This window comes from Aedoeadaptatus acetigenes, from assembly GCF_025566985.1.
Classification (GTDB): Bacteria; Bacillota; Clostridia; order Tissierellales; family Peptoniphilaceae; genus Aedoeadaptatus; species Aedoeadaptatus acetigenes.
In genome coordinates this window covers 17,088-36,035 of sequence record NZ_JAOQJD010000004.1, presented here as the reverse complement: position 1 = coordinate 36,035, position 18,948 = coordinate 17,088, and the positions used below count along the sequence as shown (strand labels likewise).

35 protein-coding genes are annotated in these 18,948 nt (G+C 50.4%); 34 read left to right on the top strand and 1 reads right to left on the bottom strand.

Annotated elements, in window-relative coordinates:
• Positions 1–32 precede the first annotated feature (32 nt).
• On the top strand, positions 33–431 hold the full coding sequence (locus OCV31_RS02780; RefSeq protein WP_148472620.1) for a pyridoxamine 5'-phosphate oxidase family protein: 399 nt from the start codon (positions 33–35) through the stop codon (positions 429–431).
• 76 nt (positions 432–507) lie between these two features.
• Here OCV31_RS02780 and OCV31_RS02775 read toward each other — a convergent pair whose 3' ends face one another.
• Complete coding sequence (locus OCV31_RS02775; RefSeq protein WP_148472405.1) at positions 508–1,095, bottom strand: flavodoxin family protein; 588 nt, start codon at positions 1,093–1,095, stop codon at positions 508–510.
• Positions 1,096–1,544: 449 nt separating this feature from the next.
• On the opposite strand from OCV31_RS02775, the gene rpsJ reads away from it, so the two are divergent.
• The 33 genes from rpsJ (at position 1,545) to OCV31_RS02610 (ending at position 18,941) form a co-directional block, all read left to right on the top strand.
• On the top strand, positions 1,545–1,862 hold the full coding sequence (gene rpsJ / locus OCV31_RS02770) for a 30S ribosomal protein S10 (protein WP_068368942.1): 318 nt from the start codon (positions 1,545–1,547) through the stop codon (positions 1,860–1,862).
• A gap of 50 nt (positions 1,863–1,912) precedes the next feature.
• Positions 1,913–2,545 carry a 50S ribosomal protein L3 gene (rplC, locus tag OCV31_RS02765; RefSeq protein ID WP_148472403.1) on the top strand — a complete coding sequence of 211 codons (633 nt, stop codon included), beginning with the start codon at positions 1,913–1,915 and terminating at the stop codon, positions 2,543–2,545.
• Between the two features lie 20 nt (positions 2,546–2,565).
• On the top strand, positions 2,566–3,189 hold the full coding sequence (gene rplD, locus OCV31_RS02760; RefSeq protein ID WP_108832096.1) for a 50S ribosomal protein L4: 624 nt from the start codon (positions 2,566–2,568) through the stop codon (positions 3,187–3,189).
• Positions 3,189–3,479, top strand: coding sequence for a 50S ribosomal protein L23 (gene rplW / locus OCV31_RS02755; protein WP_108832097.1), 291 nt, complete (start codon positions 3,189–3,191; stop codon positions 3,477–3,479). The genes rplD and rplW overlap by 1 nt, the downstream gene beginning before the upstream one ends.
• A gap of 18 nt (positions 3,480–3,497) precedes the next feature.
• The gene (rplB, locus tag OCV31_RS02750; protein ID WP_148472401.1) at positions 3,498–4,328 is read left to right on the top strand and encodes a 50S ribosomal protein L2; all 831 of its coding nucleotides are present in this window, start codon (positions 3,498–3,500) and stop codon (positions 4,326–4,328) included.
• A 14-nt stretch (positions 4,329–4,342) separates the two neighbouring features.
• Entirely contained in the window at positions 4,343–4,621 is a 279-nt protein-coding gene (gene rpsS, locus OCV31_RS02745; RefSeq protein ID WP_108832099.1) for a 30S ribosomal protein S19, read from the top strand.
• A gap of 13 nt (positions 4,622–4,634) precedes the next feature.
• Positions 4,635–4,970: a 50S ribosomal protein L22 gene (gene rplV, locus OCV31_RS02740; RefSeq protein ID WP_108832100.1), complete on the top strand. Its 336-nt coding sequence runs from the start codon at positions 4,635–4,637 to the stop codon at positions 4,968–4,970.
• Positions 4,971–4,984: 14 nt separating this feature from the next.
• Entirely contained in the window at positions 4,985–5,722 is a 738-nt protein-coding gene (gene rpsC / locus OCV31_RS02735; protein ID WP_108832101.1) for a 30S ribosomal protein S3, read from the top strand.
• Between the two features lie 17 nt (positions 5,723–5,739).
• On the top strand, positions 5,740–6,180 hold the full coding sequence (gene rplP / locus OCV31_RS02730) for a 50S ribosomal protein L16 (RefSeq protein WP_108832102.1): 441 nt from the start codon (positions 5,740–5,742) through the stop codon (positions 6,178–6,180).
• Complete coding sequence (gene rpmC, locus OCV31_RS02725) at positions 6,170–6,376, top strand: 50S ribosomal protein L29 (RefSeq protein WP_108832103.1); 207 nt, start codon at positions 6,170–6,172, stop codon at positions 6,374–6,376. Before rplP ends, rpmC begins: the two co-directional genes overlap by 11 nt.
• Before the next feature lie 3 nt (positions 6,377–6,379).
• Positions 6,380–6,634, top strand: coding sequence for a 30S ribosomal protein S17 (gene rpsQ / locus OCV31_RS02720; protein ID WP_148472399.1), 255 nt, complete (start codon positions 6,380–6,382; stop codon positions 6,632–6,634).
• 13 nt (positions 6,635–6,647) lie between these two features.
• Entirely contained in the window at positions 6,648–7,016 is a 369-nt protein-coding gene (rplN, locus tag OCV31_RS02715) for a 50S ribosomal protein L14 (RefSeq protein WP_148472397.1), read from the top strand.
• A gap of 14 nt (positions 7,017–7,030) precedes the next feature.
• Positions 7,031–7,345 carry a 50S ribosomal protein L24 gene (gene rplX / locus OCV31_RS02710; protein ID WP_148472395.1) on the top strand — a complete coding sequence of 105 codons (315 nt, stop codon included), beginning with the start codon at positions 7,031–7,033 and terminating at the stop codon, positions 7,343–7,345.
• Positions 7,346–7,356: 11 nt separating this feature from the next.
• Entirely contained in the window at positions 7,357–7,908 is a 552-nt protein-coding gene (gene rplE, locus OCV31_RS02705) for a 50S ribosomal protein L5 (RefSeq protein WP_108832107.1), read from the top strand.
• Positions 7,909–7,911: 3 nt separating this feature from the next.
• Positions 7,912–8,097 carry a type Z 30S ribosomal protein S14 gene (locus OCV31_RS02700; protein WP_082941287.1) on the top strand — a complete coding sequence of 62 codons (186 nt, stop codon included), beginning with the start codon at positions 7,912–7,914 and terminating at the stop codon, positions 8,095–8,097.
• A gap of 25 nt (positions 8,098–8,122) precedes the next feature.
• Positions 8,123–8,518: a 30S ribosomal protein S8 gene (rpsH, locus tag OCV31_RS02695; protein ID WP_108832108.1), complete on the top strand. Its 396-nt coding sequence runs from the start codon at positions 8,123–8,125 to the stop codon at positions 8,516–8,518.
• 15 nt (positions 8,519–8,533) lie between these two features.
• The gene (gene rplF / locus OCV31_RS02690) at positions 8,534–9,070 is read left to right on the top strand and encodes a 50S ribosomal protein L6 (protein WP_108832109.1); all 537 of its coding nucleotides are present in this window, start codon (positions 8,534–8,536) and stop codon (positions 9,068–9,070) included.
• Between the two features lie 17 nt (positions 9,071–9,087).
• The gene (rplR, locus tag OCV31_RS02685) at positions 9,088–9,450 is read left to right on the top strand and encodes a 50S ribosomal protein L18 (protein WP_108832110.1); all 363 of its coding nucleotides are present in this window, start codon (positions 9,088–9,090) and stop codon (positions 9,448–9,450) included.
• 11 nt (positions 9,451–9,461) lie between these two features.
• Positions 9,462–9,974 (top strand): 30S ribosomal protein S5, encoded by a 513-nt coding sequence (rpsE, locus tag OCV31_RS02680; RefSeq protein ID WP_148472393.1) that lies wholly within the window; start codon positions 9,462–9,464, stop codon positions 9,972–9,974.
• Between the two features lie 10 nt (positions 9,975–9,984).
• On the top strand, positions 9,985–10,161 hold the full coding sequence (rpmD, locus tag OCV31_RS02675) for a 50S ribosomal protein L30 (RefSeq protein WP_108832112.1): 177 nt from the start codon (positions 9,985–9,987) through the stop codon (positions 10,159–10,161).
• A gap of 13 nt (positions 10,162–10,174) precedes the next feature.
• The gene (gene rplO / locus OCV31_RS02670; protein WP_108832113.1) at positions 10,175–10,624 is read left to right on the top strand and encodes a 50S ribosomal protein L15; all 450 of its coding nucleotides are present in this window, start codon (positions 10,175–10,177) and stop codon (positions 10,622–10,624) included.
• Positions 10,625–11,905, top strand: a complete 1,281-nt coding sequence (secY, locus tag OCV31_RS02665; RefSeq protein ID WP_148472391.1) for a preprotein translocase subunit SecY — start codon at positions 10,625–10,627, stop codon at positions 11,903–11,905.
• Between the two features lie 10 nt (positions 11,906–11,915).
• Positions 11,916–12,566: an adenylate kinase gene (locus OCV31_RS02660; RefSeq protein ID WP_148472388.1), complete on the top strand. Its 651-nt coding sequence runs from the start codon at positions 11,916–11,918 to the stop codon at positions 12,564–12,566.
• A gap of 6 nt (positions 12,567–12,572) precedes the next feature.
• Entirely contained in the window at positions 12,573–12,839 is a 267-nt protein-coding gene (locus OCV31_RS02655; RefSeq protein ID WP_108832116.1) for a KOW domain-containing RNA-binding protein, read from the top strand.
• Between the two features lie 13 nt (positions 12,840–12,852).
• Complete coding sequence (gene infA / locus OCV31_RS02650; protein ID WP_068368873.1) at positions 12,853–13,071, top strand: translation initiation factor IF-1; 219 nt, start codon at positions 12,853–12,855, stop codon at positions 13,069–13,071.
• 16 nt (positions 13,072–13,087) lie between these two features.
• The gene (rpmJ, locus tag OCV31_RS02645; RefSeq protein ID WP_007556223.1) at positions 13,088–13,201 is read left to right on the top strand and encodes a 50S ribosomal protein L36; all 114 of its coding nucleotides are present in this window, start codon (positions 13,088–13,090) and stop codon (positions 13,199–13,201) included.
• 12 nt (positions 13,202–13,213) lie between these two features.
• The gene (gene rpsM, locus OCV31_RS02640; RefSeq protein WP_108832117.1) at positions 13,214–13,576 is read left to right on the top strand and encodes a 30S ribosomal protein S13; all 363 of its coding nucleotides are present in this window, start codon (positions 13,214–13,216) and stop codon (positions 13,574–13,576) included.
• Positions 13,577–13,585: 9 nt separating this feature from the next.
• Positions 13,586–13,981, top strand: coding sequence for a 30S ribosomal protein S11 (gene rpsK, locus OCV31_RS02635; RefSeq protein ID WP_108832118.1), 396 nt, complete (start codon positions 13,586–13,588; stop codon positions 13,979–13,981).
• Between the two features lie 65 nt (positions 13,982–14,046).
• Positions 14,047–14,994, top strand: a complete 948-nt coding sequence (locus OCV31_RS02630) for a DNA-directed RNA polymerase subunit alpha (RefSeq protein ID WP_108832119.1) — start codon at positions 14,047–14,049, stop codon at positions 14,992–14,994.
• Between the two features lie 13 nt (positions 14,995–15,007).
• Positions 15,008–15,349: a 50S ribosomal protein L17 gene (gene rplQ / locus OCV31_RS02625; RefSeq protein WP_108832120.1), complete on the top strand. Its 342-nt coding sequence runs from the start codon at positions 15,008–15,010 to the stop codon at positions 15,347–15,349.
• Between the two features lie 198 nt (positions 15,350–15,547).
• Positions 15,548–16,252, top strand: coding sequence for an S-layer homology domain-containing protein (locus OCV31_RS02620; protein WP_148472386.1), 705 nt, complete (start codon positions 15,548–15,550; stop codon positions 16,250–16,252).
• Positions 16,253–16,301: 49 nt separating this feature from the next.
• A complete protein-coding gene (locus OCV31_RS02615; protein WP_148472384.1) occupies positions 16,302–17,477 on the top strand; it encodes an SHOCT domain-containing protein in 1,176 nt (391 codons plus the stop codon).
• 9 nt (positions 17,478–17,486) lie between these two features.
• The gene (locus OCV31_RS02610) at positions 17,487–18,941 is read left to right on the top strand and encodes a PDDEXK family nuclease (RefSeq protein ID WP_148472382.1); all 1,455 of its coding nucleotides are present in this window, start codon (positions 17,487–17,489) and stop codon (positions 18,939–18,941) included.
• The last annotated feature ends 7 nt before the right edge of the window (positions 18,942–18,948 follow it).

Sequence of the window (18,948 nt, the reverse complement as noted above, 5' to 3'; positions counted from 1 at the left end):
TGATGAAGTTGAAAGAAAAAAGGAGACTGGCAATGAAAGTGATCGAGTATTTACAAAACGCCAAAGTATTTTACGCAGCCACCACGGACGGGGATCAACCCCACGTTCGCCCCATTGGTTTCGTCATGGAATTTGAAGGCCAATTGGCTTTTTACACGGACAACCGCAAAAAAATGTGCAAACAATTGAAGGCCAATCCGAAAACGGAATTCTGCGCCCTGGACAGTAAGATGAATACCCTGCGCATCACCGGCGAAGCGAAATTCATCACTTCTCCGGAATCCAAAAAGGCTGCCTTGGAAGCCATGCCCATGTTGGCGAAAGCCGGTTACAGCGTGGAAGACGACGTCTTCGAAATCTACACCTTGGAAAATGTCAGCCTGTCCTACGCAAATATGGCGGGCAAACAATTAGACGGCATCGAACTGTAAAACATCGAACAAAAATCCCCTTTTCCGCGCGGAAAGGGGATTTTTTGGATGATAGGGTAAACGTCATGCCTTCCGTTTAATTTAAGGTCTCGCCAAAGGCCATAAGCTTTTCGGCAAAGGCGCGGGCTCTTTCTTTTACCTGCTCGTTCATAAAGGGTTCCTTGTAGGAACGCTGACGCTCGCCGTAGGCGCCGAGGAAATTTAATTTGTTGTGCTTCGCGTAGCGCCGAAGCCCTTCGACCAACAGATCCGAGGCCTTTTCCTCCGGATAGCCGAAGGTGGAGAGAAGGGCGATGGTTTTGCCCACCCAAAGAGAGGGCCCCATGGTTTCGCCGTAGTACTTGCACATGCCGTAGACCAAACGGTCCATGACAATTTTCATGGGCGGTGTACAATAGAAGGAATAAATCGGCGTGGCGAAAAGAATCAGATCGCTTTCGAGGGCCGCGTCGAAAATTTTCTGCATGTCGTCGTCGTGCACGCAGTGGAAGCTGTCGGTCACTCTTTGGCAGCGGCGGCAGGCGATGCAGCTTTTTAAATCCATGGTGTAGAGATCGAAGCGGGTGATCTCGACGGATTCGTCGAATCGTTCAGTGATTTTGTCCAGAAGCTGCGCCGTGTTTCCTCGAGGCCGGGGGCTTGCAAATAAAATTAAGAGTTTCATAGACACCGTCCTTTCCATTCGTATTTTATCACAGAGAGATGCAATGAAAAAAGATAAGCCGCTCGTTATGTAAAGTTTTGAAAAAAGCCTTGCAATCGTAGGAATTTTCGGTTATTATAGCTGAGTTGCCAAAGTAAATACACGGGATGAAGGGCTTCGGCCTGCAAAAATCCCTGAAAAATGCCTAAATCCCTTGATTTCAGGTTCTTTTTTATGTATAATACTAGGGTATGCGTGAGACATGCGTTGACACAATAGGTGGCTTTGAAACAGGCGCAAAGATGTGTTCGCATCGGAGGCTTGCGGAAAAGGGAATTATTGTCGAGAATGTCCAATCGAGAATTGGGCGACGGAGCGCCCGACTTTTTTTACGGGGCACAGAAAACACCCGGCTAAGTTGATCGGCGCTCTTCCCTTATCGTTGAGGAAAATGCACTAGGAGGGACTAAATGTCTGCAAATGTAAAACAAAAAATCAGAATTCGTTTGAAAGCTTATGACCACGAGTTATTAGACAGCTCCGCTCAAAGAATTGTCGAAGCGACAAAAGCCAGCGGCGCCGACGTATCCGGTCCGGTACCCTTGCCCACGGAAAAAGAAATCATCACCATTCTTCGTTCCGTACACAAACACAAGGATTCCCGTGAACAGTTCGAACAAAGAACGCACAAGCGTTTAATCGACATCATGAACCCGAACCAAAAGACCGTGGATTCTTTAATGAAACTCAATCTGCCCGCAGGTGTAGATATCGAGATAAAACTGTAAGCTGTCGGACTATATGATTGCCAGGCAATCCGCTGTAATGGAGGTATTTTATGAAATATGCATTGGGTAAAAAGATTGGCATGACCCAAATCTTTACCGAAGAAGGCGTACAAGTTCCCGTCACCGTCGTGGCGGTTGAACCCCAAGTGGTCGTTCAAAGAAAGACCACGGACATCGACGGTTACGAAGCGATTCAAGTCGCCACCGGCGCCGTAAAAGAAAAACGCGTCAACAAACCCTTGAAGGGCCACTTCGACAAGGCCGGTGTGGAATACAAACGGGTGCTCCGCGAATTCCCCTTGGCTGAAGGCGAAGACTTCAACGTCGGCGACGAGTTGAACGTCACCGTTTTCGAAGAAGGCGACAAGGTCGATGTCACCGGTACCAGCAAGGGTAAAGGGACCGCAGGTCTCATTAAGCGCCACAACTTCGGTCGCGGTCGTGAAACCCACGGCTCGAAATTCCACAGAATGCCCGGTGGTATGGGTGCTGCATCCTACCCGGGTCGCGTATGGAAGGGCCACCGCATGATGGGACGCATGGGGAATGAACGTGTCACCGTTCAAAACCTCGAAGTTGTACGTGTCGATGCCGACAACAACTTCCTTTTAATTAAAGGTGCCGTTCCCGGACCGAAAAACGGACTCGTTCGCGTTCGTGCCACGGTTAAAAGCGGTAAATAAGCGAGAGGAGGACACGAATAATGACTAAGTTCCAAATGATAGATATGGCCGGCAAGTCCTTAGAAGAAATCGAACTTTCCGACGATATCTTTAATGTAGAAATTAACGAACACGTCGTCTATTTGGTCGTAAAGAATATTCTGGCCAACAGACGTCAAGGTACACAGTCCGCCAAAACTCGCGCAGAGGTTCGCGGCGGCGGCAAGAAACCCTGGAGACAAAAGGGTACGGGCCGTGCAAGACAAGGCTCCATCCGTTCGCCTCAATGGCGCGGCGGCGGCATCGTCTTTGCACCGAAGCCGAGAAGCTACCGCTACACGACCCCGAAAAAGGTTCGTCGTTTGGCCATGAAATCCGTTTTGACTTCCAAGGTTCAAGAAAAAGAACTCATCGTCGTCGATCAACTGGCGCTGGAAGCACCCAAGACCAAGGCATTAAGCGAAGCGCTTAAAAACATGGGCGCCGCCAAGAAGGCATTGATCGTCACGGCAGATAGCGACAAAAACGTCGTATTAAGTGCAAGAAACCTTCCGAATGCAGAAGTTTCTACGGTCGGCACCATGAATGTTTACGACATCTTAAAATACGACTCCCTGATCCTCACCAAGGATGCGCTGGACAAAATCGTGGAGGTGTATAACTAATGAAAAACTTTGATATCATCATTCGTCCTATCATTACTGAACAATCCATGATGGACATGGAAAATAACAAGTACACCTTTGAAGTAGCGAAGACGAGCAACAAATCGGAAATCAAAAAAGCCATCGAAGCGATCTTCTCCGTCAAGGTAGCCAAGGTCAACACGATGAACATGACAGGCAAAGTCAAACGTCAAGGCATGAATGTAGGCAAGCGTCCCAACTGGAAGAAAGCCATCGTCACCTTAACGGATGATTCCCAACCGATTGAATTCTTCGACAGCATGCAATAAGCCTAAGGAGGGACATTCATGGAGATCAAAAGATATAAACCGACGACGAACGGCCGCAGAGGCATGACCGTCGCCAGTTTCGAAGAAATTACCAGAAGCAAACCTGAAAAAAGCTTGGTCGTCAGCCTCAATAAATCGGCCGGCCGCAATGCACACGGTCGCATCACCAGTCGCCATAGAGGCGGCGGCGCTGCGAAAAAATACAGAATCATCGACTTTAAGCGCGCCAAAGACGGCGTACCCGCAAAGGTTGCACAAATCGAATACGACCCGAACCGTACGTCCTACATCGCCCTGTTAAACTACGCAGACGGCGAAAAGCGCTACATCTTAGCCCCGAAGGGATTAAAGGTCGGCGACAAAGTGGAATCCGGCGAAGATGCCGACATTAAAATCGGTAACGCCCTTCCCTTGCACGCCATTCCCGTCGGTACTACGGTGCACAACATTGAAATGACCCCCGGCAAGGGCGGCCAAATCGCTCGCGCAGCCGGCACCTCGGCACAACTTTCCGCAAAAGAAGGCACGATGGCTCAACTCCGTCTGCCCTCCGGCGAATACCGCCGCGTCAGCGTCAACTGCCGCGCCACCGTCGGCACCGTCGGAAACATCAGCCACGAACTGATTAACTTAGGTAAGGCCGGGAAGAAACGCCACTTAGGTATTCGTCCCCACGTCCGCGGTTCCGCAATGAACCCGGTTGATCACCCCCACGGCGGTGGTGAAGGTCGTACCCCCATCGGTCGTCCGTCCCCGATGACACCTTGGGGTAAGAAGGCACTGGGTCTTAAGACGCGTAAGAAAAACAAGAAGAGCGATCGTTACATCGTTCGTCGTAGAACGAAATAAGGGAGGAGGAAGCAATGTCCAGATCCATTAAAAAGGGCCCTTTCGCAGATGAACATCTGTTGAAGAAAATTGACGCCCTCAACGAAGCAAACAAAAAAGAAGTGGTAAAAACTTGGTCTCGTCGTTCGACGATCTTCCCGGAAATGGTGTCCCACACCATCGCCGTTCACGACGGTAGAAAACACGTACCGATCTACATCACCGAAGATATGGTCGGCCACAAACTCGGCGAATTCGTCATGACTCGCACTTTCCGCGGTCACGGCGGCGGCGAAAAAACCACGAGAATGTAAGGAGGAGTAACGAATGGAAGCAAGAGCAATTGCAAAATACGTACGCATTTCTCCTTTGAAGGTCAACTTCATTTGCGCGGAAATTCGCGGCAAACAAGTGGATGAAGCCCTGGCGCTTCTGAAATTCACACCGAAGCGCGGCGCCCGTGAACTTTATAAAGTTCTTCACTCCGCCGTCGCCAATGCGGAAAACAACCTGAACTTGGATCGTGAAGATCTCATTGTTAAGGAAGCTTACGCAAACGACGGTCCGACGATGAAACGTTACCGCCCCAAAGCAAAGGGCATGGCGTATCCGATTCTGAAGCGCTCCAGCCACATCGGCGTTGTCGTTTCCGAAAGAGAATAATAAGGGGGAGAAGAATGGGTCAAAAAGTAAATCCGCACGGTCTTCGTGTAGGGATCATTAAAGATTGGGATTCCAAATGGTATGCCGACAAAAAAGACTTTGGAGATCTCCTCGTCGAAGACAACGAAATTCGTAAATACATCAAGAAGAATTTATTCCAAGCAGGCGTTTCCCGCATCGAAATCGAACGGGCTGCCAACAAAGTAAAGATTTCCATCTCCACGGCAAAGCCGGGCATGGTCATCGGCCGCGGCGGCACCGGCGTGGAAGAACTTCGCCAAGCGCTTGAAAAATTAACCGGCAGAAGCGTCGTCATCAACGTCGATGAAATCAAAAATCCCGACCTGGATGCGACTTTAATCGCCGAAAACATTGCAGCACAATTGGAACGCCGCGTCGCCTTCCGTCGTGCCATGAAACAAACCATCCAACGGGTTATGCGCTTAGGCGTAAAGGGAATCCGTACCCAATGCTCCGGCCGTTTAGGCGGCGCCGACATGGCCCGTCGCGAAGGCTACAGCGAAGGTACCATCCCCCTTCAAACCTTACGCGCAGACATCGATTACGGTTTTGCCGAAGCGGACACGACTTACGGCAAGATCGGCGTCAAGGTATGGCTCTATAAGGGAGAAGTTCTCCCCGAAGCGCCTCAAGGACGCAGAAATCGTCGAGACAACAGACGTCGCGGCAACAACGACAAGCGCCGCGGGGGCAACCGCAGAAATCAAGGCCAAGGCCAAGATAGACGGTAAGTGAGGAGGAAAGCACTATGTTAATGCCGAAAAGAGTAAAATATCGGAGACAACATCGCGGGAGAATGAAAGGTGTTGCGCACAGAGGCAATACGCTCACCTACGGTGAATTTGGCATCCAAGCATTGGAACCGACCTGGATCACTTCCAATCAAATCGAGGCCGCACGTCGTGCCATGACCCGCTACATTCGTCGTGGCGGGAACATCTGGATCAAAGTATTCCCCGACAAACCGGTTACCGAAAAGCCGGCTGAAACCCGTATGGGTTCCGGTAAAGGGGCACCCGAATACTGGGTAGCCGTCGTAAAACCGGGCCGCGTTCTGTTTGAACTGGGTGGCGTCGAAGAAGAAGTTGCCAGAGAAGCCATGCGTCTCGCAGCCATGAAGCTTCCCATCAAAACGCGTTTTATCGCCAAGAATAAGGAAGAAAGTGAGGGCGATAGCAATGAAAATTAAAGACATCCGCAATTTATCCGGTGACGAGCTGAATAAAAAGGTGTCCGAGTTGAAGAACGAGCTCTTTAACCTTCGCTTTCAACTTGCAACAGGTCAACTAGACAATCCGTCCACCATTAAAAGCGTGAAGAAAGACATCGCGCGGGTTAAGACCATCCAAAGAGAGCGCGAGCTCAACATGGAAAAGGAGGCGTAACTTATGGAAAGAAATCAACGAAAAGTGATCTCCGGTAAGGTCGTAAGCGATGCCATGGACAAGACGATTGTCGTCGCCGTCGAGACCTTCAAGAGTCACCCGATTTACAATAAACGATTCAAAAACACGAAGAAATACAAGGTGCACGACGAGAACAACGAAGCAAGTGTCGGCGATACCGTACGCGCAATGGAGACACGTCCCCTTTCGAAGGATAAGAGATTCCGCCTCGTCCAAATCGTAGAAAAAGCGAAATAAGGAGGTTCTCGGGATGATTCAACAAGAAACCAGATTAAGAGTTGCTGACAACTCCGGCGCAAGAGAACTGGGCGTCATCAAGGTATTAGGCGGCACGAACCGTCACTATGCCAACATTGGCGACATCGTCGTTTGCTCCGTCAAACACGCAACACCCGGTGGCGTTGTCAAAAAAGGTGCCGTCGTCAAGGCGGTCATCGTTCGTTCGAAAAAAGGCATTCGTCGTCCCGACGGAACCTACATTAAGTTCGACGACAACGCAGCCGTCATCATTAAGGACGATAAAAATCCCCAAGGTACCCGTATTTTCGGGCCGGTAACCCGTGAGCTCAGAGGAGAAAACTTTATGCGTATTATCTCCTTGGCTCCGGAAGTTCTTTAAGGAGGTGGCATAGAATGCGCATCAAAAAAGGAGATACCGTCGAAGTCATTTCCGGCAAGGACAAAGGCAAAAAAGGCAAGGTCGTTCGCACCCTTCCCAAACTTGACCGCGTTGTCGTCGAAGGTGTCAACATCGTGACGAAACACGAAAAACCGAGAGGACCGCAAAATCCCGGTGGCATCAACAAGGTTGAAGCACCGATCCACGTATCCAATGTCATGTATTACGATACAAAGACCAACACCAGAAGCCGCATCGGCTACGAGTTTAAAGACGGCAAGAAGGTACGTGTCCTGAAGTCCTCCGGCGCTACGATTTCTGATAAGTAAGGAGGCCTGTGATGACATCGAGATTAAAAGAAAAAATCCAAAACGAAGTCGCACCTGCTTTAATGGACGAGTTTAAGTATGCCAACACCATGCAAATTCCTCGCCTTGAAAAGGTCGTGATTAATATCGGTCTGGGCGAAGCCAAGGACAATCCGAAAGCACTGGAAAGTGCCGTCAACGACTTGACTTTAATCGCCGGCCAAAAACCGATTATTACCAAAGCGCGCAAGTCCATCGCAAACTTCAAATTGCGTGAAGGCAGCGCCATCGGTTGCAAAGTTACCCTGCGCGGTGACAGAATGTATGATTTCCTCGACAAGCTCATGAACGTCGCCCTGCCGCGCGTTCGCGACTTCCGCGGCATCAAGCCCACGGCATTCGACGGCAGAGGAAACTACGCTCTGGGACTCAAAGAACAATTGATTTTCCCGGAAATCGAATACGATAAAATCGACACGTTGCGCGGCATGGATATCACCATCGTGACAACCGCCGAAACCGACGAAGAGGCAAAGTCCTTCCTTGAAAAGATGGGCATGCCTTTTGCAAAGAAGGAGGGTTAAACTGTGGCAAAGAAATCCATGGTAGCGAAGCAAAAACGTAAAAACAAGTACAGCGCCAGAAACTACACCCGATGCAAGATTTGCGGTCGCCCTCACGCAGTGCTGAGAAAATACGGTATTTGCAGAATTTGTTTCCGTAAACTGGCTTACGCAGGGCAAATCCCCGGCGTAAGAAAGGCAAGCTGGTAAGGCTAACCGAAAGGAGGAATTGATTATGATGACAGACCCTATTGCAGATATGCTTACGAGAATCCGTAATGGCAACGATGCAAAACATAAATCTGTTGAGATTCCCGCTTCGAAAATGAAGGCGGAAATCGCCCGTATCCTTCTCGAGGAAGGCTATATTAAAGGCTACGACGTGCTTGAAGAAGGACCTCAAGGCAAAATTAATGTAGAATTAAAATACGGAAGAAACGACGAAAAAGTAATCAGCGGCATCAAGCGCATTTCCAAACCCGGTCTTCGCGTCTATGCAAAGAACACGGAAATCCCCAAGGTATTAGGTGGCTTAGGCATTGCCGTCATCTCTACATCCAAGGGCATTATGACGGATCGCGATGCACGCAAGGAACAAGTTGGCGGAGAAGTTCTCTGCTACGTTTGGTAAAGGAAGGAGTAAAAGATGTCCAGAATCGGAAAGAATCCCATCGAAATCCCTTCCGGCGTTGAAGTGAAGGTCAACGGCCACATCGTCGAAGTGAAAGGCCCCAAGGGCGCCCTTCAAACGGAAGTCGATCCGGCCATTACCGTCGCCGTCGAAGACAATCAAGTCGTCGTCACGCGTCCCAACGACAACAAAAACATTCGCGCCCTCCACGGCCTTTATCGTACCCTCATCGCCAACAACATCGAAGGCGTCGTCAACGGCTACGAAAAGCAAATGGAAATTATCGGTACCGGTTACCGTGCGCAAAAGCAAGGCAAAAAGCTGAACTTAAACCTCGGTCACTCCCACCCCATCGAACTCGAAGATCCCGAAGGAATCGAAGTCGAAGTTCCGTCCAACACGCAAATCATCGTGCGGGGAATCGATAAGCAAAAAGTCGGCGCTTACGCCGCTTATATTCGCAGCTTCCGTTCGCCGGAGCCTTACAAGGGCAAGGGCATTCGCTACGTTGACGAATACGTACGCAGAAAAGTCGGTAAGACCGGTAAGTAAGAAAGGAGTGGAGTGTTTTGTTTAAAAAAGTTGATCGCCAAGGCAATCGAAAAGCGAGACATATTCGCGTCAGACAGAAGATTAACGGAACGGAATCCAAACCTCGTCTTGCCATTTACCGCAGTGCGCACCATTTATACGCTCAACTGATCGACGATGTAAACGGAAAGACATTAGCCAGTGCTTCCACCTTGGACAAGTCCTTGAACCTGGAAAGCACGAAGAACGTAGAAGCGGCCAAAGCCGTCGGTGAAGCAATCGGAAAGAAAGCAAAGGAAAACGGCATCGAAGAAGTTGTTTTCGATCGCTCCGGTTACGTCTACCACGGTCGCATCGCCGCTTTAGCCGAAGCTGCTCGCGAAGCAGGACTGAAGTTCTAAGGAGGGAAAGATTGAACCGTACGAAAAACAATACCAGAGATAGAGACACGGAACTCGACGAAAGAGTCGTTGCTATCAACCGTGTTGCAAAGACCGTCAAGGGCGGTCGTAATATGCGTTTTTCTGCCCTCGTCGTCGTCGGCGACAGAAACGGTCGTGTCGGCATCGGTACAGGCAAGGCCCTGGAAGTTCCCGAAGCCATTCGCAAGGGTAGCCAAGCGGCTAAGAAAAACATGGTTAAGATTAATATGGTCGGAAACACCATCCCCCACGAAGTCACCGGCATCTTCGGTGCCGGTCGTGTGTTCCTGAAGCCGGCTCGTCCCGGTACAGGCGTTATCGCCGGCGGCAGCGTGCGTGCCGTATGTGAACTTGCAGGGATTAAAGACATCTACACCCACAGCATCGGATCTTCAAATCCGAGAAACACCGTGAACGCCACGATGGAAGGGTTGACGTCCTTAAAGACCGTTGAAAATGTAGCTAAACTTCGCGGCAAAAGTGTCGACGAAATTTTAGGATAAGGGGGACAAGATGAGTACCATTAAAATTAAACTCAAGAAAAGCCCCATCGGAAGAATCGAAAAACAAAAACGGACGATCAAAGCCTTAGGTCTCAGAAAAGTCGGTCAAGTCGTAGAAAAACAGGACACCCCTCAAATTCGCGGCATGATCAACAAAGTAGACTTCATGGTTGAAATCGTCGACTAAGGAGGTGGACGTAATGAAATTGCATGATTTAAGACCTCAAGAAGGTGGAGGAGTCAAGGCAAAGAAACGTCTCGGCCGCGGTATCGGTTCCGGTACCGGTAAGACCGCCGGACGCGGCCACAAGGGTCAAAAGGCCCGCAGTGGCGGCGGCGTTCGCCCCGGCTTTGAAGGTGGCCAAATGCCCCTTTTCCGTCGTCTTCCGAAACGTGGCTTTACCAATGTATTCAAAAAACAATACGCCATCGTCAACGTAGACGCACTGAACCAATTTGACAACGGATCCACCGTCACCTTGGAATCCTTGATTGAAAGCGGTATGGTAAAACGCGCCGATGCCAAAGACGGCTTACGCATCTTAGGTAACGGCGACATTAACGTTTCTGTTAACGTCAAGGCCAACCACTTCTCCAAATCCGCCGCTGAAAAAATCGAAGCGGCAGGGGGAAAGGCTGAGGTGATCTAGATGATCCAAACCTTTAGAGATGCTTGGAAGATCCCGGAAATTCGTAAAAAGCTTCTCTTCACCCTGTTGATGCTTGTGGTCTTCCGCTTCGGCAGCCACGTTCCCGTGCCCTTTATGGACCGGGCGGCAATTGCGAAGATCTTCAACCAACAACAAGGTGGTATACTCTCGTTCCTGGATTTAATGAGCGGCGGTAACTTCGGACACTTCTCCGTCTTTGCGACGAGCATTTATCCCTATATCACGGCGTCCATCGTCCTTCAACTTTTGACCATCGCCATTCCCAGTTTGGAAGCGCTGAGCAAAGAAGGGGAAGTGGGACGCAAAAAGATCGCGAAGTATACAAGGTATTTAGCGGTTGCTCTCGCTGCCGTTCAAGCCATCGGTTACACCTACGGCTTTTACAGACAAGCGGTGAACACCCAAAACGCGTTCCAAGACGTGGTCATTATCCTCTCTGTTGTGGCAGGGAGTACCTTCCTGATTTGGATCGGTGAAATGATTACGGAAAAAGGAATCGGTAACGGGATCTCTTTACTCATCTTTGCAGGGATCGTAGCCAGATTCCCCGCTGATATATGGGCTTCCTTCCGCATGGCGGCAGCCGGCATGGTATCCTGGGTTTGGGTCGTTGTATTCATCGTCCTGGCCATTGCCATCGTCTTCTTCGTCGTCCTGCTTAACGAAGGGCAACGCAAAGTACCCGTTCAATACGCCAAGCGCGTCGTGGGACGGAAAATGTACGGCGGGCAAAGCACCCATATTCCCATTAAAGTTCTCATGAGCGGCGTCATGCCGATCATTTTCGCTCAAACCATTATGAGCATTCCATCGATTATCGTCATGTTCCAAGGCCCGAATTCGCAAGCGGCCAAGTTCATGACCAAGTGGTTTACGCCGGCAGGTAATATCGGGATCTTCATTTACAGCATCTTCATGGTTCTGTTGATCGTCTTCTTTACCTTCTTCTACACGGCCATCCAATTCAACACGGTGGAATATTCCAAAAACCTACAACAAAACGGCGGCTTTATCCCCGGCATTCGCCCCGGCAAGAAAACATCGGAATACCTGCAACAATTGGTAAACCGCTTGGTTTTCCCCGGCGCATTGGCCCTGGCCCTGTTGTCTGTTCTGCCTACGATTTTAGAAAAAATCACGGGCATGCACTTCAGCTTCGGCGGCACCAGTTTGATCATCGTCGTCGGCGTTATTATGGAAACGGCACGAATTTTGGAACAACAATTAATGATGCGACACTATAAGGGATTCCTAAAATAAGGAGGATCACATGAGACTAGTCATTTTAGGCCCGCCGGGCGCCGGCAAAGGCACCCAAGCGGCATCCATCGTCGAAACCTACAATGTGGTGCACATTTCCACAGGCGATATTTTCCGCGAAAACATTAAAAACGCCACGGAACTCGGCAAGAAAGCGAAAAGCTACATGGATCGCGGCGAACTCGTTCCCGATGAGGTCGTCAACGACATCGTCGTGGATCGCCTGAAAAAACCCGATGTGGAAGCAGGCTTTTTATTAGACGGCTTCCCGCGCACGGTCAATCAAGCGGTCTCTTTGGACGCAGCCTTAGAAGCCATGGGCACCAAGCTGGATTGTGTCATTAATATTCATGTGCCGAGCGAGCTTTTAATCGATCGCGCCGTGGGCAGACGGGTATGCCCCACCTGCGGCAGAACCTACCACGTGAAGAACCAAAAACCGAAAGTGGAAGGCATTTGCGACGACGACAACACGAAGCTCATTCAACGTGATGACGATACGGAAGAAACGGTGAAGAAGCGCATCGACGTCTACGAAAGACAAACTTCCCCGTTAATCGACTATTATAAAGCGCAAGGACTGTTACTGGATATCGACGGTTCCAAGGCCATCGACGATGTATTTGAACAAATACGACGTGGACTCGAAAACGAGGCCTAATCGTCGATGAACGGCACCGCAGATATTAAGGTCGGTCAGGTAGTCATATCCAAGGCGGGCAGAGACAAAGAAGGTTTCTTTGTGGTCTTGGAAGTTATTGACGACAGATATCTTCTTCTGGCAGACGGCAAGAGAAGAACATTGGACAATCCCAAGCGGAAAAAGGCCATGCATTTGCAAAAAACCCATTCTCTTGTGGATCTGAAACCTGAGGATAGACCGTTAAACGATAGCTATATTCGTAAACAACTGTCTCGCTTCCAAGAGGCATAAGGAGGATGCAACCATGGCAAAAGAAGATGTCATTGAAGTGGAAGGCGTCGTAACCGATGCCCTGCCCAATACAAACTTTAAAGTTAAGTTAGAAAACGGACACGAAATTCTAGCTCATATCTCCGGAAAATTGCGCATGCACTACATTCGTATATTGCCCGGCGATCGGGTGACCGTCGAGCTGAGTCCTTATGACTTAACCCGCGGACGTATTACCTGGAGAAAGAAATAGTTTAGGAGGGGACGAAATGAAAGTAAGACCTTCAGTTAAGAAGATGTGTGATAAATGCAAAGTCATCAAACGCAAAGGACGCGTCATGGTGATTTGCGAAAACCCGAAGCATAAACAAAGACAAGGATAAGGGGGTGTAGGCATGGCAAGAATTGCTGGTATTGACTTACCGAGAGAAAAACGAGCTGAAATCGGGCTCACTTATATTTACGGCATCGGACGTTCCCGCGCCCAAGAAATCCTGACGAAAGCCGGCGTCGACTTCAACACCTATATTAAAGACTTAACCGAAGCGGAAATCGCCTCGATTCGTAAAGTCATCGACGAGTACCATGTAGAAGGGGATTTACGTCGCGAAATCGCTATGAACATCAAGCGTCTGCGCGAAATCAACTGCTACCGCGGCATTCGTCACAAGAGAGGCCTGCCCGTTCGCGGTCAAAAGACCAAGACCAATGCGAGAACGCGCAAAGGTCCGAAGAAGATTGTATCCAAGAAGAAGTAGGAGGGCTAAATGGCTAAACAAGGTAGAGCTACGCGCTCCAAAAAGAGAGTGCGCAAGAATATAGAAAAAGGACAAGCGCATATCGCTTCTTCCTTTAACAACACCATGGTGACCTTAACCGACATGAGCGGCAACGTAATTTCCTGGTCCAGCGCCGGTCAACTCGGCTTCAAGGGCTCCAGAAAATCCACGCCCTTTGCAGCACAAGAAGCGGCACAAGAAGCGGCCACCAAGGCAAAGGAACACGGCTTAAAGAGCGTTGAAGTCTTCGTCAAGGGCCCGGGCAGCGGACGTGAAGCTGCCATCCGTTCCCTGCAAGCATCCGGTTTGGAAGTTACCATGATCAAAGACGTAACCCCCATTCCCCACAACGGTTGCCGTCCGCCGAAGCGTCGTAGAGTCTGATAGTAAAACAGCATACCATCTCACGAGAAAGTCTCTACAGATCCATTCCTAGGAGGGCGGAAAACATGATTGAAATTGAAAAGCCTAGTATTGTAGTTGAACAAGTATCAAGCGACGGCAATAAGGGAAGATTTATCGTCGAGCCGTTGGAAAATGGCTACGGGATCACATTAGGCAACTCCCTTCGCAGAGTGCTGTTCTCCTCGCTTCCGGGTTGTGCTGTTTCCTTCGTCAACATTCGCGGCGTCGAACACGAATTCAGCGTCATCGACGGCGTCTTAGAAGACGTTCCGGAGATTATCCTGAACATTAAAGGCATCGTGTTTAAAAGCGATCAAGACGAACCCGTGCGCCTTTCCGTAGAGAAAGTCGGTGCCGGGGAACTGGTCGCCGGAGACATTACCCTGCCGGCCGGTGTGGAAATCGTCAATCCCGAGCACCACATCGCCACTTTAAACGACGATGCAAACTTTTATATGGAACTCGTCATCGAGCGAGGCCGAGGCTACGAGCCAAGCGAACTGAAGAAAGACGAAATCACCGAGATCGGCGTCATCGCCGTGGATTCCAACTACACGCCCATTCGCATGGTGAATTGGAATGTAGAAAACACCCGCGTCGGTTTGCGTACCGACTACGATCGTTTGATCCTGGATGTGGAAACCGACGGTTCCATGACCGCCGACGAGGCCACGTCTCTGGCAGCCAAGATCCTTATGGAACACTTGGATCTGTTCGTCTCCATGACGGAAGAAGTCAACGACATGGACATTATGGTTGAAAAACCCGAAGGACAAAAGGAAAAAGTCCTGGAAATGACCGTGGAAGAGTTGGATCTTTCCGTCCGCAGCTTTAATTGCCTGAAACGCGCCGGCATCAACACCGTGAGCGAACTCACGGACAAAACCGAAGACGAAATGATGAAAGTTAGAAATCTCGGAAAGAAGAGCCTGGAAGAAGTACAAGAAAAACTGGACGAACTCGGACTCTCTCTCAGAGAAAACGAAGAATAAAGGAGGAACCATTGTGGCACAGCTCAGAAAATTAGGCCGCACGACGCCCCATAGACGGGCCATGTTAAGAAACTTAACAACCGATCTGTTGCGCGAAGGCCGTATTGAAACCACAGTGACCCGTGCAAAAGAAACCAGACGCATGGCTGAAAAGATGATCACCCTCGGCAAGAGAGGCGATCTTCACGCAAGACGCCAAGCCCTGGCTTATATCTTCGACGAATCCGTCGTGACGAAATTATTCGAAGAAATTGCACCGGAATACGCCGACCGTCAAGGCGGTTACACGCGCATTCTGAAAAAAGGTCCCCGCCGTGGCGACGGCGCAGAAATGGCCATTATTGAATTGGTTTAATAGCCGGCACGTCCGGCTACATAGAGGCACTGCTTACGGGCGGTGTCTTTTTTTGTGCGCATTTACAAGAGCTAAGAAATTTTTCAAAAAACCCCTATCTCATACTTCCAGGTGATGGATGCTTTCTGTAAATAGAGTAGACTAAAGCCATAAAGAGGACGTGCATTTGTAGATTGTTAAAAAAGAAAGGAGTCCTCTATGAACAAGAAATCCATAGCCCTTTTTTTCCTGGCGGCTTTCGTCTGCATCCCGTTCGTTTCAACGACCGCATATGCCGGAGGAAATGGTATTATGCCCGACGGGGAAGAATACCTGCCCTTTATCGACGTGGACCGGGACAGCTGGTACGGCTTCTACGTTCAATGCGCTTATAACGAGGGCATTATAAACGGACGCACCGAGACCACCTTCGACCCTGATGGCTACGTGACCATGGGGGAAGTGGCCACCATGGCGGCGAAACTGCACGATCGATTAATGGAAAGACATACCGATTTTGAGGCGAACCGCACCGCGCCGTGGTACGGGCAATACCTGCGCTACTGTTACGAAAATGGAATTTACAGAAATCCAAAAGTTGCAAAAGGCCAAGTCAAACTCTATGCCTGCGAAAATTGGAACGCGCCGGCGAAGCGAAGGGACGTGGCCGGCATGTTTGCCCACGTGGATCAGCGGCCGGGACGGGCGTTTTTAAATCCCGACGTGCCCTTAACGGACATTCCCGATGTGGACAGAAGCACGCCCCACCATCAAGAAATTCTGAAGATGTACCGCATGGGGGTCGCCGTAGGCGACGAGTGGATGCGCTTTAACCCCAACGGAAAGATTCGCCGCAGCGAAGCAGTGGCATTGGCCGTGCGTCTCTTGCTCGACGAAACGAGAGTGGAATTGCCGAAAGGATAAGAAGATCAGCTGAGAGTAAGAAGTGTCATGAGAGAAAAAGGAGGACAAGATGGGATTTATTAAAGCATTTACCGGCGCTTTAGGCGGAAGCCTGGCCGATCAATGGAAAGATTTTTACATGGTGCCGGAAGGCCTCCCCGCCACGGCAGCGATTTTTGCAGCCAAGCCCAAGGGAACCAACAACGGTCGCGGTGAAAATACCAAAGGCAACGACAACATCATTACTTCGGGCAGCAAGATCATCGTACCCGAAGGGACGGCCCTCATTACCATGGAAGACGGCGCCATTACCGGCATTGTGGCAGAGCCCGGCGGATTCATCTATCAAACCGACGACGCCAACGCCCAAAGCATTTTCACCACGGAAGATCCCGTGGGCAGCTTGATTCAGTCGACTTGGGAGAAGATCCAATTCGGCGGCCAAGCCGGCGCCCAACAATTGGCCTTCTACGTCAATTTAAAGGAGATTCCGAACAATCGCTTCGGCACACAAAGTGAAATTTATTGGGACGACGCCTTTTTCGGCACCCAAGTCGGCGCCGTGACCCGAGGCACCTACACCTTGCAGATTGTGGATCCCTTGCTCTTTGTAAAGAATTTCGTACCGCAAAAATTCCTGACCCAAAACGCGCCGGTTTTCGACTTCGGCGACATGGACAACGACGCGGCGGAACAACTCTTTAACGAAGTGGTGGGCTCCCTCTCCGCCGCTTTCTCCAATTACACCAACGACCCCTCCAAGGGCAATCGCATGAGCCGCATTCAAGGGGATCAAATGGGCTTCGCCAAGAGCCTTACCGACGCCGTGGAAGAAGGCTATCAATGGAAGACGGGCCGCGGCCTTCAAATCGTGAAGACCGCCATCCTGGCCATGGAATACGACGAGGACACCAAGGCCATGATGAAAGATGTGAAGCGTGCCGATGCCCTTTCCGGGGCCCGAGGCAATTCCTTTATGCAACAATCCGTGGCTCGCGGCATGCAGGCGGCGGGAGAAAACGGCGGCGGCGCCAACATGGCCTTTATGGGCATGGGCGCGGCAGGGAATGTCATGGGCGCGACACAGCAGCCGGTAAATCAAGGAATGAACAATCAACAACAGGCACCTGCATCGCAGGAAGCGGACCCCACGGAAAAACTCATTCAAATGAAAAAATTGCTGGACGCCGGCGTCATTACCGAGGATGAATTCAACAAAATCAAATCCGAACTATTGGGACTTTAGAGGTGGATTATGGCTGATGAAAAGATGAACACCGCCCTCGCGGAAGAAGACAAAGCCAACGGCCAAATCAAATGCCCGAAATGCGGCGCCACGGACATTCAGACCAACACGAAGACAGGAAAGCTGCGCTGCAATTTCTGTCGTCACGAATTTGAACTGATTCGCGCGGCCGACGATGCGGCCATCGAGACCTTAAAGGGAAGCATCGTAAGCGGCGGCGCCAAAGACATCGACGCCGATGCCGAGGATGTCATCACCTTAAAATGCGAAAGCTGCGGCGCGGAAGTCGTCGTGGATACGGCCTCCTCCACCCAAGCTCGCTGCCACTGGTGCCGCAACACCCTTTCCATTAACAACGTCATTGACAACGGCGCCGTGCCCGACGTGCTTTTGCCCTTCAGCATCTCCAAAGAAGAGGCCCAAAAAGAAATCGAGGCATTCGTCGGCGAGCGAAGAAAATTCGCTCATCCGAAATTTTCAAGGGAATTTACCACGGAAAATATTTGCGGCGTCTACCTTCCCTATATGCTGGTGGATATAAACGGCCACATGAATCTGGCCGGGGAAGGGGAAATTGAAACCAACAGCTACATGGTGAAAGACGACGACGGGGAGCACAGGGAATACGATGTGGACACCTACCACGTCGAGCGGGACTTCGACATTACCATCGACGACCTCCCCATCGAATCCAGCAGCGACAAATTGGATTACAAATCCAAGACCAAGACCACCAATATCATTAATTCCATTTTGCCCTTCGACACGGAAAATTGCGTGGCCTACAATGCCAATTACCTTCGGGGCTACACTTCAGAGAAACGGGACACAAACATCACGAGTCTGAAAGACATTACCGACGCGCAAGGCGCCGACGTGGCCCGCCTGGCCATTGTAGACACCTTAATGGACTACGACCGGGGCGTCCACTGGAAACAGGAAGATTTCACCGTGAAAGGCGACGCGTGGAAGGCGGCCTATTTGCCCGTGTGGCTTTACAGCTACATGCAGATCAAGGGAAAGAAGCAGCTCCTCCACTACGTGGCGGTCAACGCCAGAACCAAAGAGACCATGGGCAGCGTCCCCATTAACTACGGCAAACTCTCCCTCGTCTCCCTTCTCGTGGAAATCGCGAGCTTCTTTGCCGCCGTCGTCCTGCGACTGATTTTAGCCATGGATTTCTTCGACGGCACGAAGATTCAAGAGGGACGGGACATTGTCTGGTTCCTGCTTGTGGGCGGTTTTATCTACTTCTTCAGCATGGTGAAAAAATATAGAAATCAAGACGCCCGCCATACCTACGAATTCGAGACGAAGAGCGAAGTCTCCAATTTGGATTGTGTGGATGAGTTCCTGCATTCGGAACACGGCGTGACCACGAGCCGCATCGCGAAGGAAAACTACATGGACTTAAAAGGCGACGACGTGAAAAAGATCATGAAAGAGAAGAAGAAAAAGAAGTAGATTTCCC

Bases quoted from the DNA above. Each gene is read 5' to 3' on its own strand.
- OCV31_RS02780 (WP_148472620.1), top strand. From the start codon at position 33: ATGAAAGTGATCGAGTATTTACAAAACGCCAAAGTATTTTACGCAGCC.
- OCV31_RS02775 (WP_148472405.1), bottom strand. From the start codon at position 1,095: ATGAAACTCTTAATTTTATTTGCAAGCCCCCGGCCTCGAGGAAACACG.
- rpsJ (WP_068368942.1), top strand. From the start codon at position 1,545: ATGTCTGCAAATGTAAAACAAAAAATCAGAATTCGTTTGAAAGCTTAT.
- rplC (WP_148472403.1), top strand. From the start codon at position 1,913: ATGAAATATGCATTGGGTAAAAAGATTGGCATGACCCAAATCTTTACC.
- rplD (WP_108832096.1), top strand. From the start codon at position 2,566: ATGACTAAGTTCCAAATGATAGATATGGCCGGCAAGTCCTTAGAAGAA.
- rplW (WP_108832097.1), top strand. From the start codon at position 3,189: ATGAAAAACTTTGATATCATCATTCGTCCTATCATTACTGAACAATCC.
- rplB (WP_148472401.1), top strand. From the start codon at position 3,498: ATGGAGATCAAAAGATATAAACCGACGACGAACGGCCGCAGAGGCATG.
- rpsS (WP_108832099.1), top strand. From the start codon at position 4,343: ATGTCCAGATCCATTAAAAAGGGCCCTTTCGCAGATGAACATCTGTTG.
- rplV (WP_108832100.1), top strand. From the start codon at position 4,635: ATGGAAGCAAGAGCAATTGCAAAATACGTACGCATTTCTCCTTTGAAG.
- rpsC (WP_108832101.1), top strand. From the start codon at position 4,985: ATGGGTCAAAAAGTAAATCCGCACGGTCTTCGTGTAGGGATCATTAAA.
- rplP (WP_108832102.1), top strand. From the start codon at position 5,740: ATGTTAATGCCGAAAAGAGTAAAATATCGGAGACAACATCGCGGGAGA.
- rpmC (WP_108832103.1), top strand. From the start codon at position 6,170: ATGAAAATTAAAGACATCCGCAATTTATCCGGTGACGAGCTGAATAAA.
- rpsQ (WP_148472399.1), top strand. From the start codon at position 6,380: ATGGAAAGAAATCAACGAAAAGTGATCTCCGGTAAGGTCGTAAGCGAT.
- rplN (WP_148472397.1), top strand. From the start codon at position 6,648: ATGATTCAACAAGAAACCAGATTAAGAGTTGCTGACAACTCCGGCGCA.
- rplX (WP_148472395.1), top strand. From the start codon at position 7,031: ATGCGCATCAAAAAAGGAGATACCGTCGAAGTCATTTCCGGCAAGGAC.
- rplE (WP_108832107.1), top strand. From the start codon at position 7,357: ATGACATCGAGATTAAAAGAAAAAATCCAAAACGAAGTCGCACCTGCT.
- rpsH (WP_108832108.1), top strand. From the start codon at position 8,123: ATGATGACAGACCCTATTGCAGATATGCTTACGAGAATCCGTAATGGC.
- rplF (WP_108832109.1), top strand. From the start codon at position 8,534: ATGTCCAGAATCGGAAAGAATCCCATCGAAATCCCTTCCGGCGTTGAA.
- rpmD (WP_108832112.1), top strand. From the start codon at position 9,985: ATGAGTACCATTAAAATTAAACTCAAGAAAAGCCCCATCGGAAGAATC.
- rplO (WP_108832113.1), top strand. From the start codon at position 10,175: ATGAAATTGCATGATTTAAGACCTCAAGAAGGTGGAGGAGTCAAGGCA.
- secY (WP_148472391.1), top strand. From the start codon at position 10,625: ATGATCCAAACCTTTAGAGATGCTTGGAAGATCCCGGAAATTCGTAAA.
- OCV31_RS02660 (WP_148472388.1), top strand. From the start codon at position 11,916: ATGAGACTAGTCATTTTAGGCCCGCCGGGCGCCGGCAAAGGCACCCAA.
- OCV31_RS02655 (WP_108832116.1), top strand. From the start codon at position 12,573: ATGAACGGCACCGCAGATATTAAGGTCGGTCAGGTAGTCATATCCAAG.
- infA (WP_068368873.1), top strand. From the start codon at position 12,853: ATGGCAAAAGAAGATGTCATTGAAGTGGAAGGCGTCGTAACCGATGCC.
- rpmJ (WP_007556223.1), top strand. From the start codon at position 13,088: ATGAAAGTAAGACCTTCAGTTAAGAAGATGTGTGATAAATGCAAAGTC.
- rpsM (WP_108832117.1), top strand. From the start codon at position 13,214: ATGGCAAGAATTGCTGGTATTGACTTACCGAGAGAAAAACGAGCTGAA.
- rpsK (WP_108832118.1), top strand. From the start codon at position 13,586: ATGGCTAAACAAGGTAGAGCTACGCGCTCCAAAAAGAGAGTGCGCAAG.
- OCV31_RS02630 (WP_108832119.1), top strand. From the start codon at position 14,047: ATGATTGAAATTGAAAAGCCTAGTATTGTAGTTGAACAAGTATCAAGC.
- OCV31_RS02620 (WP_148472386.1), top strand. From the start codon at position 15,548: ATGAACAAGAAATCCATAGCCCTTTTTTTCCTGGCGGCTTTCGTCTGC.
- OCV31_RS02615 (WP_148472384.1), top strand. From the start codon at position 16,302: ATGGGATTTATTAAAGCATTTACCGGCGCTTTAGGCGGAAGCCTGGCC.
- OCV31_RS02610 (WP_148472382.1), top strand. From the start codon at position 17,487: ATGGCTGATGAAAAGATGAACACCGCCCTCGCGGAAGAAGACAAAGCC.